This window comes from Weizmannia acidilactici (assembly GCF_008974225.1).
Taxonomy (GTDB): domain Bacteria; phylum Bacillota; class Bacilli; order Bacillales; family Bacillaceae_C; genus Weizmannia; species Weizmannia acidilactici.
Genome location: NZ_BKZR01000002.1, coordinates 58,089 through 74,455, shown reverse-complemented (window position 1 = coordinate 74,455; position 16,367 = coordinate 58,089). Strand labels below are relative to the sequence as shown.

The 16,367-nt window shown below is 47.5% G+C and carries 15 protein-coding genes; 2 read left to right on the top strand and 13 right to left on the bottom strand.

Going from position 1 to position 16,367, the window contains the following annotated elements:
• Positions 1-26: 26 nt before the first annotated feature.
• From dtd to GBH70_RS01115, 6 genes are all read right to left on the bottom strand, one after another.
• Positions 27-467, bottom strand: coding sequence for a D-aminoacyl-tRNA deacylase (gene dtd / locus GBH70_RS01140; protein WP_151679307.1), 441 nt, complete (start codon positions 465-467; stop codon positions 27-29).
• 13 nt (positions 468-480) lie between these two features.
• The gene (locus GBH70_RS01135; RefSeq protein ID WP_151679306.1) at positions 481-2,670 is read right to left on the bottom strand and encodes a RelA/SpoT family protein; all 2,190 of its coding nucleotides are present in this window, start codon (positions 2,668-2,670) and stop codon (positions 481-483) included.
• A 418-nt stretch (positions 2,671-3,088) separates the two neighbouring features.
• Complete coding sequence (locus GBH70_RS01130; RefSeq protein ID WP_151679305.1) at positions 3,089-3,610, bottom strand: adenine phosphoribosyltransferase; 522 nt, start codon at positions 3,608-3,610, stop codon at positions 3,089-3,091.
• A complete protein-coding gene (gene recJ, locus GBH70_RS01125; RefSeq protein WP_151679304.1) occupies positions 3,601-5,964 on the bottom strand; it encodes a single-stranded-DNA-specific exonuclease RecJ in 2,364 nt (787 codons plus the stop codon). The genes GBH70_RS01130 and recJ overlap by 10 nt, the downstream gene beginning before the upstream one ends.
• A 102-nt stretch (positions 5,965-6,066) precedes the next feature.
• Positions 6,067-8,334, bottom strand: coding sequence for a protein translocase subunit SecDF (gene secDF, locus GBH70_RS01120; RefSeq protein WP_151679303.1), 2,268 nt, complete (start codon positions 8,332-8,334; stop codon positions 6,067-6,069).
• A 111-nt stretch (positions 8,335-8,445) separates the two neighbouring features.
• Entirely contained in the window at positions 8,446-8,781 is a 336-nt protein-coding gene (locus GBH70_RS01115; RefSeq protein WP_253693303.1) for a post-transcriptional regulator, read from the bottom strand.
• An 84-nt stretch (positions 8,782-8,865) separates the two neighbouring features.
• Between GBH70_RS01115 and spoVB the strand changes: the two genes are divergently transcribed.
• Positions 8,866-10,410 carry a stage V sporulation protein B gene (spoVB, locus tag GBH70_RS01110; RefSeq protein ID WP_151679302.1) on the top strand — a complete coding sequence of 515 codons (1,545 nt, stop codon included), beginning with the start codon at positions 8,866-8,868 and terminating at the stop codon, positions 10,408-10,410.
• Positions 10,411-10,562: 152 nt separating this feature from the next.
• On the opposite strand, the gene GBH70_RS01105 is transcribed toward spoVB, so the two are convergent.
• A complete protein-coding gene (locus GBH70_RS01105) occupies positions 10,563-11,216 on the bottom strand; it encodes a DUF421 domain-containing protein (protein WP_151679301.1) in 654 nt (217 codons plus the stop codon).
• Positions 11,217-11,368: 152 nt separating this feature from the next.
• Here GBH70_RS01105 and GBH70_RS01100 point away from each other — a divergent pair, with 152 nt between their 5' ends.
• The gene (locus GBH70_RS01100; protein ID WP_151679355.1) at positions 11,369-11,764 is read left to right on the top strand and encodes a TIGR04086 family membrane protein; all 396 of its coding nucleotides are present in this window, start codon (positions 11,369-11,371) and stop codon (positions 11,762-11,764) included.
• A gap of 30 nt (positions 11,765-11,794) precedes the next feature.
• Here GBH70_RS01100 and yajC read toward each other — a convergent pair whose 3' ends face one another.
• The 6 genes from yajC to ruvA all read right to left on the bottom strand — a co-directional run bounded on the left by yajC (position 11,795) and on the right by ruvA (position 16,303).
• Complete coding sequence (gene yajC, locus GBH70_RS01095; RefSeq protein ID WP_151679300.1) at positions 11,795-12,142, bottom strand: preprotein translocase subunit YajC; 348 nt, start codon at positions 12,140-12,142, stop codon at positions 11,795-11,797.
• A gap of 30 nt (positions 12,143-12,172) precedes the next feature.
• Positions 12,173-13,312, bottom strand: coding sequence for a tRNA guanosine(34) transglycosylase Tgt (gene tgt, locus GBH70_RS01090; protein WP_151679299.1), 1,140 nt, complete (start codon positions 13,310-13,312; stop codon positions 12,173-12,175).
• 18 nt (positions 13,313-13,330) lie between these two features.
• Positions 13,331-14,359, bottom strand: coding sequence for a tRNA preQ1(34) S-adenosylmethionine ribosyltransferase-isomerase QueA (gene queA, locus GBH70_RS01085; RefSeq protein ID WP_151679298.1), 1,029 nt, complete (start codon positions 14,357-14,359; stop codon positions 13,331-13,333).
• A 115-nt stretch (positions 14,360-14,474) separates the two neighbouring features.
• Positions 14,475-14,681 (bottom strand): DUF2905 domain-containing protein, encoded by a 207-nt coding sequence (locus tag GBH70_RS01080; RefSeq protein WP_151679297.1) that lies wholly within the window; start codon positions 14,679-14,681, stop codon positions 14,475-14,477.
• Entirely contained in the window at positions 14,678-15,676 is a 999-nt protein-coding gene (ruvB, locus tag GBH70_RS01075; protein WP_151679296.1) for a Holliday junction branch migration DNA helicase RuvB, read from the bottom strand. Before ruvB ends, GBH70_RS01080 begins: the two co-directional genes overlap by 4 nt.
• Positions 15,677-15,697: 21 nt before the next feature.
• A complete protein-coding gene (ruvA, locus tag GBH70_RS01070; RefSeq protein ID WP_151679295.1) occupies positions 15,698-16,303 on the bottom strand; it encodes a Holliday junction branch migration protein RuvA in 606 nt (201 codons plus the stop codon).
• Between the last annotated feature and the right edge of the window lie 64 nt (positions 16,304-16,367).

Below are 16,367 nucleotides of genomic sequence, written 5' to 3'. Positions count from 1 at the left end.
CTTTGCCGGAGTTTCTGTATAAACGTTTATTTGCTTTCCAAAATGAGTGTGACCGGCCCGTCATTCGTCAGCCGGACATCCATCATTTCCCCGAATCTGCCGGTTTCGACATGGACGCCTTTTTCCGCGAGCAGCCGGTTAAACTCGTTATATATCTTTTCTGCATGACCAGGCTTGGCCGCTTCCATAAAATTCGGGCGCCGCCCTTTCCGGCAATCCCCGTACAGCGTAAACTGGGAAACCGAAAGAATCTCTCCACCCGTGTCAAGCAGCGACAAGTTCATTTTTCCCTGGCAATCTTCAAATACACGCAAATGGACAATTTTTTCAGCCAAATATGCCGCGTCTTTTTCCGTATCTTCATGGGTAACTCCGACGAGCAAGACAAAACCATTTTCGATCCTGCCTGCAATTTCCCCGTTTACGGTTACGCGCGCTTCTTTGCTGCGCTGCAGTACAACCCTCATCTTCTAAACTCCTTTAACTCATGATCCTTCTGACAGAATAAATATCCGGAATATGTTTAATCCTTTCCACCACTCGGTGAAGATGGCTGATGTTTTGAATGGAAATCGACATAATAATGGTTGCCATTTTGTTGCGGTCCGACCGCCCGCTGACCGCCGAAATATTCGTTTTCGTCTCATTAACGGCCTGGAGCACCTCATTCAACAGGCCGCGGCGGTCATAACCGGTAATTTCAATATCGACATTGTACTCTTTGCGGTCGGACGCATCCGTTTCCCACTCCACCGGGATCAGCCGGTTCCGCGCCTCTTCGTTCTGCACATTCGGGCAGTCTGCGCGGTGGACGGAAACACCGCGCCCTTTTGTAATAAACCCGACAATTTCGTCGCCCGGCACCGGATTGCAGCATTTGGAAAGGCGGATCAGCAAATTGTCGATCCCCTTAACTGTTACGCCCGTATCCCTTTTCCGGTGTTTTACAGGCTGCTTTTGTTCGGATACAATTTCTTTAATCGCCTCTTCGGAATCGCGCTGCTTACGCCATTTTTCCGTAAGCCGGTTGGCAATTTGGCTTGCAGTAATCCCATTGTACCCGACGGCGGCATACATATCGTCTTCGTTCGCAAAATTGAATTTTTCCGCGACCCGTTTTATATTTTCCGACGTAAGCACTTCTTTTACATCAAATTCCAGCGCCCGAATTTCTTTTTCGACCATTTCCCGGCCTTTTTCAATATTTTCTTCTTTCCGCTGCCGTTTGAAAAACTGGCGGATCTTATTTTTCGCCTGGGAAGTTTGCGCTAAATTAATCCAGTCAAGGCTCGGCCCGTAAGAATGCTTCGATGTTAAAATTTCGACAATATCCCCTGTTTTCAGCTGATAATCGAGCGTCACCATCTTGCCGTTGACCTTCGCGCCGATCGTTTTATTCCCGATTTCCGAGTGGATCCGGTAAGCGAAATCAATCGGAACAGACCCTGAAGGCAGTTCAATCACGTCCCCTTTTGGCGTAAACACAAACACCATATCCGAGAACAAGTCGATTTTCAGCGATTCCATAAATTCCTCGGCATTGGCCGACTCGTTTTGAAACTCCAAAATTTCGCGGAACCATGACAATTTTTTCTCAAAAGACGTTTTTTCATTGACCGTTTTGCCTTCTTTATACGCCCAATGCGCAGCCACCCCGTACTCAGCGATGCGGTGCATTTCGAATGTCCGGATCTGCACTTCAAGCGGTTCGCCTTTCGGGCCGATCACGGTCGTATGAAGCGATTGGTACATGTTCGGTTTCGGCATTGCAATATAATCTTTAAACCTTCCCGGCATCGGCTTCCAGCATGTATGGATGATTCCAAGCACCGCGTAACAGTCTTTAATGCTGTTGACAATAATCCTGACCGCGAGCAGATCGTAAATTTCGTTGAACTGCTTATGCTGCTGCACCATTTTCCGGTAAATCGAGTAAATATGTTTCGGCCTGCCGGAAATTTCAGCTTTGATATTGATATCCTGCAGCCGCTCTTTTACTTCTTCAATCACATTTTGCAAATATTGTTCGCGCTCGGCACGTTTCCTTTTCATTAAATTGACAATCCTGTAATATTGCTGGGGATTTAAATAACGGAGCGCGGTGTCTTCCAGTTCCCATTTGATGGTAGAAATGCCGAGACGGTGGGCAAGCGGCGCAAAAATTTCAAGGGTTTCATTCGCGATTCTCCGCTGCTTCTCAGGGGGAAGATGTTTTAACGTGCGCATATTATGCAGGCGGTCAGCCAGTTTGATTAAAATAACGCGGATGTCCTGCGCCATCGCGACAAACATTTTCCGGTGGTTTTCCGCCTGTTGCTCTTCGTGCGATTTATATTTGATTTTCCCGAGTTTTGTCACCCCGTCGACGAGCATCGCGACTTCATCATTAAATTCTTCCCTCAGCTGGTCAAGCGTCACATCCGTATCTTCCACTACGTCATGCAAAAAACCGGCTGCAACGGTTGAAGGATCCATCTCCAAATCCGCCAGTATCCCGGCCACCTGGATCGGATGAATAATATAAGGCTCACCCGATTTGCGCTTCTGGTCAATATGCGCTTCTCTGGCGAACTCGTAAGCATGCCGCACCAATTCCACATGCTCATCATTTAAGTATTTTTTCGTCCGTTCAATCACATCTTCGGCGGTCAAAATCCGATCATTCGCCATACAAAAATCACCTTTATAGAAATGGAATGTATATATGAATTGATTTATCGCAAAATCATATTGTAATTATTATCATGAAAAATGAAAAGATTGTAAAGTAAATGATCCATAAAGATAAAAAATAGAGGAAAATGCCGAATTTTATCCAAATTTGTATGAAACAGTCTTTCATATTTTTTACTATTCAGGCATTTTAAACCGGCTTATAAAAAAGGTTATGTTTGTGATCAAAGTTGATCATCGCGAAATCCGCCCGCTTTCCGCACCGTCGCGAGCTTCTTCGCCCGATACCTCAGCACGAGGATCTCTTCTTGCCCGCAATTCCCGCAGGAGTCTTAGAAATTAGCAATAATCAACAATAAAATGTAATAGAGCCATATAAATAAAGAAATCGACAAAATTGCCGATTTCCTTGCGATTATTCATTCTCGTATTTCATCAGGGTAAGTATATCATAACCCTGCAGTTTTTCGCGCCCGTGCAAATAATTGAGCTCAATTAAAAATGCAAGCCCGGCTACGACACCGCCCAGTTCTTCAACGAGTTTGATCGTTGCCTGCATCGTCCCACCTGTTGCAAGCAGGTCATCCGTAATAAGCACGCGCTGGCCCGGTTTGATCGCATCTTTGTGGATCGTAAGCACCGCTTTCCCGTATTCCAAATCATATTCTGCACGGATCGTTTCACGCGGCAGTTTCCCTTCTTTGCGGACCGGGGCAAATCCGACGCCGAGTTCGTATGCAACAGGGCACCCGATAATAAATCCGCGCGCTTCCGGGCCGACCACCAGATCAATATTTTTGTTTTTCGCATATTGGACAATTTGGTCTGTCGCGTATTTAAATGCCGCGCCGTCATTCATCAAAGGCGTGACATCTTTAAAGATAACGCCATCTTTCGGCCAGTTTGGGACGATGGCAATATACTGTTTTAAATCCATTGTGCTGTTTCCTCCTCATACTGTACAGCCGGTTTGATTAGATGGTCAAACCACATCTTCAGTTCATGGAAAGATGAGTACAGCAGATCCTTTTCCATTTGATATTGTGCTTGTTTCCTTTGGTAAGTAAAAGATTCCTGCAAATCGCGTTTTTGATTCACAGCTTTTAAAGAAATAAGCCCATCATTTATTGTAACAAAATCAAGTTCAAAAAACACCTGAGAAATGAAATCTATTGTATTTCTTGACCATCCGCGGTAGGCCGCCAGTTCATCCCCGTACCGTTTCAGATTGAAAGTTTTCCTTTTTGCCAAAAAAGCGTAAAACCATTTAAAATGGTCGCGCGTTGGAAACGTGCTGAAAAAATGGTCCTGTACATGGTAAAAATACGCATAAATTCTGCTTGGAACACCGCCATTGAGCAGGGCTTCCATCATCCCGGCATCGGGGGGAAGATCGAGAAAAACAATATTTTTATTCCCTGCATCGAACGCTTTTGCCTCTTCCATAGTTGATATTGGCACAAGGCGGACCGGGTAATCGCCGAGCGGCAATTTTTGCAGCGTTTCTTTCTGGAACACAATAAAAGCCTGGCCTTCTTCCGGCACATGCCGCACCCATTGTTTCAAAGGCTTACGTCCCCTGATGTCAAACAATTGCCAGCTGTCAATTTTTACATCCTTCACAATGATTTGCGGTTTGCGGATATTGTTCCACTCGTTAATCGACAATTCCCCGACAACGGAAGTTTTTGCGCCGGGGGAAATATGGGGGGCGAGATCCCCGAGACCGAAGCCGACTCCGTCAAGCGTATTCTTGCCGTCGGAAAAAAGCAGTTTTAAATGTTTCCCATCCGCGCCGATTTGGCGGGTTTGCGGGCATTCCACCCCGTCCAGCAAAAAAAGCGGCTTCGGGTTGGCCGTGCCAAAAGGTGAAAGCAGCGCCAATTCCCTGATCGCTTCCAGCCCTGCTTCACCGGCAGAAATTTCAGCCCCGATTTTTGTCACCGGCACAAAGATTTCTTCCGGCAATGCTTCAGCCTGTTGATTCAGCCGCTTCCGCAGTTCACCCACATCGGAAATGGAAAGTGTCATCCCAGCCGCCATCGGATGCCCGCCAAAATGCGGCAAAATATCGCAGCACTTCGACAATTCGTTAAACATATGGAACCCGTCGATGCTTCGAGCCGATCCCTTCGCCAACCCTTTTTCCGAGTCAAAGCTTAAAACGATTGCTGGCCTGTAAAATCGCTCCACGAGGCGGGATGCGACGATTCCGATTACGCCCGCATTCCATCCTTCTTTGCCAGCTACGAGGACGCGCGCCCCCGCCTCCGCTTCCTGACCGACCATTTCAATGGCTTCTTTCGTGATGTCATTTACGATTTTTTGGCGTTCTTTATTGAGCCCGTCGATGGCGGAAGCGAGCGTTTCAGCTTCTTTTTTGTCTTCCGTTAGCAAAAGATCTGCTGACAGGGCGGCATGTTCAAGGCGCCCGGCCACATTTAACCGCGGCGCCAGAGCAAAGGCGATTGTTTCTTCATTGATTTGCGCCTGGTTAATATCCGCGCATCGGCATATAGCCGCAAGCCCCGGACGTTTTGTTGTTCTGAGCCGTTTTATGCCTTTCACCGCAATCAAACGGTTTTCTCCCAACAGCGGCACCAAATCGGCAATTGTCCCGATACACGCCAGTTCCTCAAGATGTTCCGGCACTTTTCCGTATAAAGCATGGGCAACTTTGAAAGCAACACCTGCCCCTGACAATTCTCTGAACGGGTATGTACTTTTCGGATGCTTCGGATGGACGATCGCATACGCTTCCGGCAAAACCGGCCCGGGTTCATGGTGGTCCGTAATAATGAGCGTGATCCCGAGCTCCTGGGCGACTGCCGCTTCATGGACGGCGGCTATCCCGGTATCCACCGTAATGATGACTTGGAACCCTTCGGCAGCCGCCCGGCGGAAAGCAGCTTCATTCGGCCCGTAACCTTCTTTGAACCGATTCGGAATATAGAACTGTGCCTTTGCACCAAGTTCCTTTAAAACTGTCATCATGACGGCGGTACTCGTCACACCGTCCGCGTCATAGTCTCCGAAAACGAGAATCGGTTCTTCCCGTTCAATTGCTTTTTTAATACGTCTGACAGCTTTTTCCATATCGTGCATCAACAGCGGATCATGGTATCCCGCACCGTCATGGAATAAAAAAGACCGCGCTTCTTCTATATCCGTAATGCCGCGGTTTACCAATAATTTTGAAATAAGTGGCGAAATATTCAATTGATGCGAAAGCTTTTTGGCGGCTTCCGGATCTCCGTCCGGCACCAGCCATCTTGTTTTGGGCTGCAGCATGTCTCCACCTCTTTCACAATACTTTATTATAGCCTTTCGGCGGACAGCTGTCATTACAAAAAATGGCGAAAAAGCACAGGCATTTCGCCTGCGCCTTGAACATTATACTTGCGGCTCGTTTACACGGGGGCGCTGTGCTTTTTTGATCAAAATGGATCCGTGCTTTTTGAGCTGGCGCTTTTTCAACACAAACCAAAATTGCGCAGCAATAAAGATCGACGAATATGTGCCGGTAATCAAACCGACAATTAGCGCGATCGAGAAATTCCGGATCGATTCGCTTCCGAATATGGCAAGCGAAACGGCAGTCATGAGCACGGTCAACACCGTATTGACCGAGCGTCCCAGTGTTTGCTGGATCCCGGCGTTGACAATGTCATGGATTTCTTTTTCGCTTTTAATTTTTCGACGGCGTTTCAAATTATCGCGGATGCGGTCGAACGTCACGATCGAGTCATTGATCGAATATCCGACAATCGTCAGCACCGCTGCAATAAAGGTTACGTCCACTTCAAGCCTTGTGATGCTGAAAAAGGCAATCATGAAAAATGCATCATGGAAGAGCGCAACAATGGAGGCAACTCCCATCGCCCATTCAAACCGGAAGGCAACGTAAATGATGATGCCGATCGCTGCAAGAATAAGGGAATATACGGCGCTCTTCGCCAGTTCTTTTCCGACTGTCGGCGAAACAGAGCTGATGCTTGGGGTTTTTCCGTATTTATCCGTGAAATACGAAATGATTTGCGTACTCTTGTCTTTATCGCTGAACGCCCCTTTGACCCGTACAACCGCTTTATGATGGCTGGCCCCTTCCATCACAATATCTTCGGATTTCAAATTTAAATGGTTAAGGTCGCTCTCGATTTCCTGCTGCGTGAGCGCATGGTTTGAACTGATTTCGATCCGTGTTCCGCTCGAAAAGTCAATGCTGAGGTTCAGCTTGAAAAGGCCGAGAATGATAAAGCCCGAAATAATCAATACAGCGGACAATACGAAAAAGATGTTGCGGTGTTTAACAAAATCGTACCAGTCGAATTTTGTTTTCAAGTCATGCGTATCAACATTTTCCGCAATATCGTGGATTGCCGATTTTTTCACGCCAAACCAATGCGGCCGTTTTTTCAGGAAGTTGCTGTTCACCCAGAGACCGAGCAGCCACCTAGAGCCGTAAACTGCCGTCAGGAAACTCAATAAAATACTGATGATCAATGTCGTTGCAAAACCTCTGATCGAACTTGTCCCGAAATAGAACAATATAACAGCCGCCAAAATGGTTGTTAAGTTGGAGTCGAAAATAGCGATAAACGATGATTTATTCCCTGCTTTGAATGCAGATTTCACGCTTTTTCCGACGCGCAGCTCTTCTTTAATACGCTCGTACGTAATGATATTGGCGTCAACCGCCATCCCAACCCCAAGCACAAGCGCAGCAATCCCCGGCAAGGTCAGGACCGCGCCGATTAATCTGTATATGAGAAGAATCAGGAAGATATAGACTGCAAGCGTAATCGACGCAATGAATCCCGGGAAGCGGTAGTAGCTGATCATAAAAATAAAGATGGCCGCTACACCAATGATTCCGGCAAGAATTGTATCATGCAGCGCTTCCTGGCCGAAAGATGCGCCGACAGAAGTCGAATAAATTTCATGCAGTTTCACCGGTAGCGCACCCGCATTCAAAAGCGCGGCAAGGTTTTGCGCTTCTTTCACCGTAAAATTGCCGGTAATTTCAACCGAGTCCGTATTCAAGACGGAATTGACATTCGGATTGGACAAAAATTTCGGGTTTCTCTTGGTGACTTCTTTTTTATACGAATCTTTGCCTTCCTGGAAATCCATCCAAATTACGAGCTGGTTGTTAGGTGCCATGCTGAGAATTTTTTTCGTCACTTTTGCAAACTTTTGACGGCTCTTTAACTGCAGGACAACATCCGGTTTGCCGTTTTGGTCAAACGACTGTTTCGCTTTCCCCTGCACAAGGTCCGTCCCGTCCATCATCACTTTGTCATTCACGTCACGGAAAGTTAAGTTCGCCGTCGTGGACAGCATTTTCCGCGCTTCATTCTGGTCTTTTACCCCGGCAAGCTGGACGCGGATCCGGTTATTCCCTTCCACCTGGATCTGCGGCTCGCTCACGCCGAGCGCGTTAATGCGGCGGTCAAGTGCCTGTGCAGTGTCGGCAAGCGCTGCTTTGTCAATTTTCTGCCCTTTTTTCACCGGCTCCACTTTATATAGGACTTCAAACCCGCCCCGCAAATCAAGGCCGAGATTGATTTTTTTGACAATTTTATCCGTCGTTCCCCCTATTAATCCCGCAAACAACAGGATAATAAGAAAGAAAGCAACGATACGGCTTCTTTTCACCATTATGTATAGCCTCCTAGCAAATCAAACGTTTACGTACAAAAGAGTGCAAACCCGGTTGGCAATATCATTACTATTATGAAACAGCGAAAAAAGCGTGTCAATTTTTCTTCATTATTTCGCTTTATCCGGATTCAGCAACTCGTCGAGCTCGGCTTCGTCGAGGTCGGCAAACCAGTCCGGGGAACGGTAAGCTTCCACTGCCATAAAACTCATAAAATCACCGGGCTTGACCGATAAAATATCGGAAACAAGCGAATACATATGCACATCGTCCGGTTTTGCATTTTTCCATTTTTTCTTCATTAAATAATTCCACAAATCTTTCATTTCAACCGCCCCATACCCGATGACGGTAAACTCTTCCGCCTTGCTTTTTATGACAGGTTCGAGTTCCTCATAATACTTTTCGTAAGGATGACGGCCCTCCACAGGTTTTTCTCCTTTCATTCGATAGATGTACTTCTTGTCCCTTTTTGTGCATATACATCATTGTATAGGAAATTCGCGGATTTGAGAAGGTAGGTAAATCAGATGTCCAAGTTTTTGAGGGGAACGATCATTTTGCTTGCAGCAGGGTTTGTTACACGGGTGCTTGGATTCATTAACCGGGTTGTCATTGCCCGGTCGCTTGGCGAAACGGGCGTCGGCCTCCACCAAATGGCTTTTCCTACCTTAATGCTCGTCATTACGGTCACGCAGCTCGGCCTGCCGGTCGCCATTTCAAAATGCATTGCCGAGGCGGATGCGGTCGGGGATAAGGTGAAAATCAAAAAAATCCTTGTCATTTCTTTAACTGTTACCATTTCCCTGTCAGCTATCTTTACACCGGGGCTAATTTTTCTGGCTCCGTTCCTGGCCGAGAAACTGTTTACGGATGCACGCGTATATTATCCGCTTGTTGCGATTACGCCGATCATCCCGATTGTCGCCATTTCCGTCGTATTGCGCGGCTATTTCCAGGGCAAGCAAAATATGAAGCCGTTTGCCATTTCACAAGTCATTGAACAGAGTGTGCGCATCATGCTGATTGCCGTCTTTGCAAACTGGCTTTTGCCGTACGGGGTCGAATATGCTGCTGCCGGCGTCATGTTTGCATCCATTTTGGGCGAGTTTGCATCCCTTCTTTATATGTTTACGATGTTCAAGCTGAAAAAGCAAATACGGGTGAGGAAAAATTTTTTTAAAGCGGCTAAAGCCGGGAAAGATACGTTCTATGAATTAATGCGCGTTGCCATTCCGACAACCTGGAGCCGTTTGATCGGCAACCTCTCGTGGTTTCTTGAACCGATTGTCGTTTCCCACTGCCTGGCCATCGCCGGTGTTGCATCCCATATTGCCACACAACAGTACGGCTCTTTAACCGGATTCGCCATGCCGCTTTTGATGCTGCCATCCTTCGTGACGGTTTCACTTTCGACCGCGCTTGTGCCTGCCATCAGTGAAGCGAATTCACGGAAAAATTACAGGCTTGTTGAACACCGGCTCCAACAGGCTTTGCGTTTTTCGCTTTTGACCGGTGGCGTCTCGGTCGTAATCCTTTATGTGTTTGCTGAACCGTTGATGCAGCTGATGTACGGGACCGGAAACGGATCACAGTTTATCAAAATCATGGCGCCGTTTTTTATATTCCAGGCATGTCAGGCACCGCTCCAGGCAGCCCTGCAGGCACTGGATCTTGCTAAAGCCGCCATGATCAACAGCATCATCGGGGCCGCCCTCAAATTGTGCGTCATTTTTGTACTGGCTTCCCGCCCCGAGTTCGGCATAAACGGCGCCGCAATCGGCATTATGGCAGGCACCGTGCTTGTCACGTTCCTGCATTTTGCAACCTTGCTGAAAAAAATCCAGTTTACGCTTTATATTCATGAGTGGGCGAAACTTTTGGCGGTTTCCGTTGTTTCCGGTGCTTTCGGGCAACAATGGCTTTCCCGTTTTCTGGAAGAGGTGGAGTCCCCCTTCCGCCTGCTTGCCGGGATTTCTTTGACAGCCGCAGTTTATTTGCTGCTGCTTTTGCTGACGAAACTCATCCGCCGTTCGGATCTCATGCATATTCCGCTTCTGAAAAAACTGCTTTAAAAAAGCGCGTAACTTTTGTTAGATGACTGCATTGAATAAGCGCGAGATTTTTGGGGCTCCTGCGGAAACAGGCTCGCGGCATGTTTGGAAAGCGGGATCATTTCGCGCAGGTAAATCAGAGCATGAAAAAGCCCGGCTGCAAACAGCGGGGCTTATTTTTCATCATCCAGATCAATATAAAACTCGCCGTCCTGGTAGCTGCAAAAAGAGATTTGGCCAATATCCCCGTATCCCCTTTTTTCCAGTTCTCTTCGCAGCCACTCTTCGGTTTTATTGCTCTTTTTCAAATTATTTTTTTGGATTTGTCCGCCAACTATGAACGGTTCGGTATAGGTTGCAGGTTTATTTTTCTTTTTGCTTTTTTTCACAACCGACAATTCCCCCGATGTCTCCAGAATTGCAAATTCCACATCGGCAATGTTGTCAATGTCTTTGGTACGCAGCTGCATTAAGAGGTCGTCAAAATTATAGCGTTGCCTGCGCATCTCTTTTTCGTCGATTTTCCCTTTATTGATGATGATGCTCGGCTTGCCGTCAATCATTTTGCGGAAGTGGCTGCTGCGGAGCGAAATCAGCGCCAGCCCAATTTGAATGCCGAGCAAAACGGCCATTGGCAGCAATGAATTAAGAATCGGGTCACGGTGGTTTTCAATGGCGACAACTGCCATTTCCCCAATCATAATAAAGACGACCAAATCAAGGACATTCAGTTCCCCGATCTCCCTTTTCCCCATTAAGCGGAAAATCACCATAATCACAACATATAGCAGCAATGTACGAAAAAAAATAATAAGAAGATTCTCCAATACCGATCCCCCTGTTCCTTCTATGTTTGGGTACCCACTTAGTATGCGCAATCGGAGAAAAAATCCTGCTTGAAAAATCCATATGCGATTCTATATTCGATTTTCCGTGAATATGCTTGTACTGTGGGAAAAAGGATTGGACAAAGGAGGGACTGAAAATCGAAGCGCAAAGATTAAGCATCAGCCTTTTATACGGGCTGGGCGCCATTTTTGTACTACTTGCCGTATCAAGCCTGGTGATTTCGCTCATCCTGCGGTTTTCCGATCTGACGGAACAATCTTTGCATACAGTTGTGACGATGATTTCATTTTTCAGCCTGTTTATCGGCGGGCTGATCGGAGGAGGGAAAGGAAAAAAGAAAGGTTGGCTACTCGGCAGCATGACAGGGATGATATATACGGGGATTGTCTTTCTCGTTCAGTATTTGGGCTACGATGAACTGTTTACCCTTAAGCAGATGGTTTACCATATTTGCTATATCCTGGCAGCCGCAATGGGGGGCATTTTGGGGGTTAACTTGTTCTCAGGGCGGTCCCGGGAAGCTTAAAAATAAGCGCCGCGTCTAGCGGCGCTTATTTTATTTTGTTTTGGATTCTTCTGCAGCATTTTTTTCTGCCGCTTTTTTGTTTTCTTTCTTGCTTGCGGCTTCTGCTTTTTTCGCCGAGGCGGATTCCGCCACTTCGCGGATCGCTGAGCGGTCGAATGTCAACCTGGAACCGTCGCCGCATTTTAGCACGACTTTGTTTTCATCAATAGAATCCACAATCGCATGCAGCCCGCCAATCGTGACAATTTTGTCACCTTTCGCCAAATTGTTCTGCATCATTTGGATGTTTTTCTGCCTCTTTTGCTGCGGCCTGATCAACAAAAAGTAGAACAGGACGAATAAAATAATAAGGGGCAATAATTGGGCTAACGCTTGCATTTGTATCCTCCTTTCTTGACAAGTTCTATATTAGAAATTTTTCGCATCCGGACGGTTAAATCCGTATTGCTCAAAAAATTCTTCCCTGAAATCAAGAAGGCGGTCTTCGCGAATCGCCTGCCTTATATTTTTCATTAATTTTAACAAAAAATATAAATTATGGTAAGTAGTTAAACGAATTCCGAAAGTTTCGTCACATTTTATCAAATGCCGAATATACGCGCGTGAATAATTGCGGCAGGTGTAGCAGTCGCAATGTTCATCAAGCGGTCTGAAATCTCGGGCATACTGGGCATTTTTCACAACAAGCCGCCCTTTGCTTGTCATGACGGTGCCGTTTCTCGCTATCCGGGTCGGCAGCACGCAGTCAAACATGTCAATGCCTCTGATTGCCCCGTCAATCAAAGAATCCGGCGAACCGACCCCCATTAAATAACGCGGCTTATCGCTTGGAAGCAGCGGCGTCGTAAACTCAAGCATCCGGTTCATGACTTCCTTCTGCTCACCGACGGACAGGCCGCCGACCGCATAACCCGGAAAATCAAGTGAAACAAGATCGTTTGCGCTTTGGCGCCGCAAATCTTCATAAGCACCGCCTTGGACAATACCGAATAGCCCTTGCACATCAGGTCGCTTGTGCGCATGCAGGCAGCGCTCTGCCCACCGTGATGTCCTTTCGACCGATTCCTTCATATATTCATAGGTAGCAGGATAAGGGGGACATTCATCAAACGCCATCATAATATCGGAACCGAGCGCATTTTGGATTTCCATCGATTTTTCCGGGGACAAAAACAGTTTGTCTCCGTTTAAATGGTTCCGGAAATGGACGCCTTCTTCCGTAATGTCACGCATTTTGCTCAGGCTGAATACCTGGAACCCGCCCGAATCGGTCAGAATGGCTTGGTCCCAGTTCATAAACTGATGCAGTCCCCCGGCTTCTTTAACAATATTATGCCCGGGCCGCAGCCACAAATGATATGTATTACTTAGGATCGTGCCGGCCCCCATGCTTTTTAATTCTTCAGGGGACATCGTCTTTACCGTAGCAAGCGTCCCGACCGGCATAAACATCGGGGTATCGTACGTCCCGTGCGGCGTATGGAGTTTGCCAAGGCGAGCGCCTGTCTGTTTGTCCGTCTTGATCAATTCATAAGTAATTGCAGCCAAAAAACGTTGCTCCTTCCACTATTTAATGAACATCGCATCCCCGAAACTGAAGAAACGGTATTTTTCTTTTACTGCCGTTTCATAGGCATGCAGCACATTTTCCCTGCCTGCCAGCGCACTCACAAGCATAATGAGCGTTGACTTTGGCAGGTGGAAATTCGTAATCAAAGCGTCAATCGCCTTATATTCGAAACCCGGATAAATGAAGATATCCGTCCAGCCGCTTTCAGCGGCAATCTTTCCGCCATGGGCGGCGGCAATCGTTTCAAGCGTCCTGGTTGAAGTGGTGCCGACGGAAATCACGCGGCCGCCACTGTTTTTGACGTCCATAATCGTTTTCGCCGCTTCTTCAGAGACCTGGTAAAATTCCGCGTGCATATCGTGATTTTCAATATCTTCCACATCCACCGGGCGGAATGTTCCAAGCCCGACATGGAGCGTGATGAACACAATCTTGACACCCATGTTTTCAATTTCTTTCAGGAGCTCCTTTGTAAAATGGAGCCCGGCAGTCGGTGCGGCAGCCGATCCCGGTTCTTTTGCATATACCGTCTGGTAGCGGTCCTGGTCTTCCAGTTGTTCTTTTATGTACGGTGGCAGCGGCATTTTACCGAGTTCGTTGAGCACTTCATAAAAAATGCCATTGTATTGGAATTCCATGATACGGCCGCCGTGGTCAAGGTCCTTCACGCACGTTGCTTTCAGCTTCCCGTCGCCAAAATGCACGGTAGTCCCGGCTTTGACGCGCTTTGCCGGTTTGACAAGCGTTTCCCACTGGTCCCCTTCCAGCTGTTTCAACAGCAGCACTTCTATTTTGGCGCCGGTTTCGTCTTTAATACCGAACAGCCTTGCCGGCAGCACTTTCGTATCGTTCAACACAAGGCAGTCGCCCGGGCGCAAATAGTGCGTAATGTTTTTAAATACCGTATGTTCGATTGCCCCTGTTTTTTTATCAAGTACCATTAGCCGGCTGTCTGAACGGTTTTTTAACGGCGTTTGGGCAATCAATTCTTCCGGCAGGTCAAAATCAAATAAATCAAGTTTCATTTATGGTTCCCCTTCGTTTTGTATAGTTGAAACATAAGATGCACTTTAGGGCGGCAAATGATAACGCCCTCCGCTAGGAAGTCCGTACGCCGCTGAGCAAGGCGCTTCCGCTTTTCTATTTAAACCGCCCGATTATATATAATAACACACTCAGGACAATGCTTAAAATAATAGAGGTAGCAATTGGGAAGTAAAAAGTCGTATTGCCTTTTCTGATGAGGATATCCCCGGGCAGACGGCCAATTTTTGTTAACTGCATCGAAAGACCGATAACAAAAAGAATCACCGCAATCGTCATTAATACTTTTCCGAAACCGCTCACTTCGGCACCTCCATTTGAAAATGCTCGTAAACAAGCGGGGTTGCGACCCTGCCCCGCGGCGTCCGCTGCAAAAAGCCGATTTGCAGCAAATACGGCTCATACACGTCTTCAATCGTTTCCGCTTCTTCCCCGATGCTCGCGGCAATCGTATCCAACCCGACAGGCCCGCCTTTAAAGCGTTCAATGATCCCTTTTAACAGCTTATGGTCAATATGGTCAAGCCCAAGTTTATCGACCTGCAGCAGTTCAAGCGCATAATTGGCAACTTCAAGTGTAACCTTGCCGTCGCCTTTTACTTGGGCAAAATCCCGCACCCGTCTGAGCAGCCGATTGGCAATCCTCGGTGTGCCACGCGAGCGCCTTGCAATTTCCCTGGCACCCTCCGGTTCAATTTCCGTCTGCAAAATATCAGCCGTCCGCAATACAATCTCTGCCAGCTGATTTTCATCATAATATTCGAGCCTGCTGATGACGCCGAACCTGTCGCGCAATGGAGCCGAAACCGACCCTGCCCTAGTCGTCGCCCCGATTAACGTAAACGGGGGCAGGTCAAGCCGAATCGACCGGGCTCCCGTTCCTTTGCCGATGACGATATCCAGGCAATAATCTTCCATTGCCGGATACAGCACTTCTTCGATTGCTTTCGGCAGGCGATGGATCTCATCAATAAACAGTACTTCCCCCGGTTCAAGCGAGGTCAGCACCGCAGCCAGGTCGCCCGGCCGTTCGATCGCAGGGCCCGAAGTTGTCCGGATTTTTACGCCCATTTCGTTTGCAATGACCATTGCCAATGTCGTTTTTCCGAGTCCAGGCGGCCCGTACAGCAGCACATGGTCCAGTGTTTCATGCCGTTGCTTCGCCGCCTGGATAAAAACAGCTAAATTGTGCTTTACTTTTTCCTGCCCGATATACTGCGCCAAAGTTTGCGGGCGCAGGCTCATTTCAAAGGAAATTTCCTGTTCGTCCGCCTCGCCGGAAACAATGCGATCCTCCATGCTCTCCCCTCCTGGTTCCCATTATTTTACCATCGCTTTTAAAGCTAGTTTAATATACTCATCCGTGGACAGGTCCTCCTCCGGAAGCTGTGGGACCACTTTATGGATTTCTTTTTCCGAGTAGCCAAGCGCCTGCAATGCCAGTACGGCTTCTTCCAGATTGCGGCTGGCTGCGGACTTTTGGATCGTTTTTTCCTGGTTAAATAAATTCGGCATATCCGGCGCGATGTCCAAAAGTTTTCCTTTTAAATCGAGGATCATCTGCCTTGCCGTTTTTTTTCCGACGCCGGGGAATTTGACGAGAAACGATTCGTTTTCATTTTCAATCGCTTCGACCACCTGAGACGGCTGCCCGTACGCCAGAATGGCCAGCGCCCCCTTCGGACCGATGCCCGACACATTGAGCAGCTTTTTAAACAGCTCCCGTTCTTCTGCGGCTTCAAAACCGTACAATGCGATCATATCTTCGCGCACATGCTGGTAAGTATAAATTTTCCGCTCTTCCCCGATACTTTTCGAAAAGATATACGGGTTCGGTGTGATCAATTGGTATCCGATCCCCCCGTTGTCCACGACAACATAGTCCGGACTGACGGAGTCGATGATCCCTTTTATATATTCGTACAAACTTCCCACACACTCCTCAAAAACTTGCTATCAACCATTGTACCATAGATAGCTCTGATTTTGG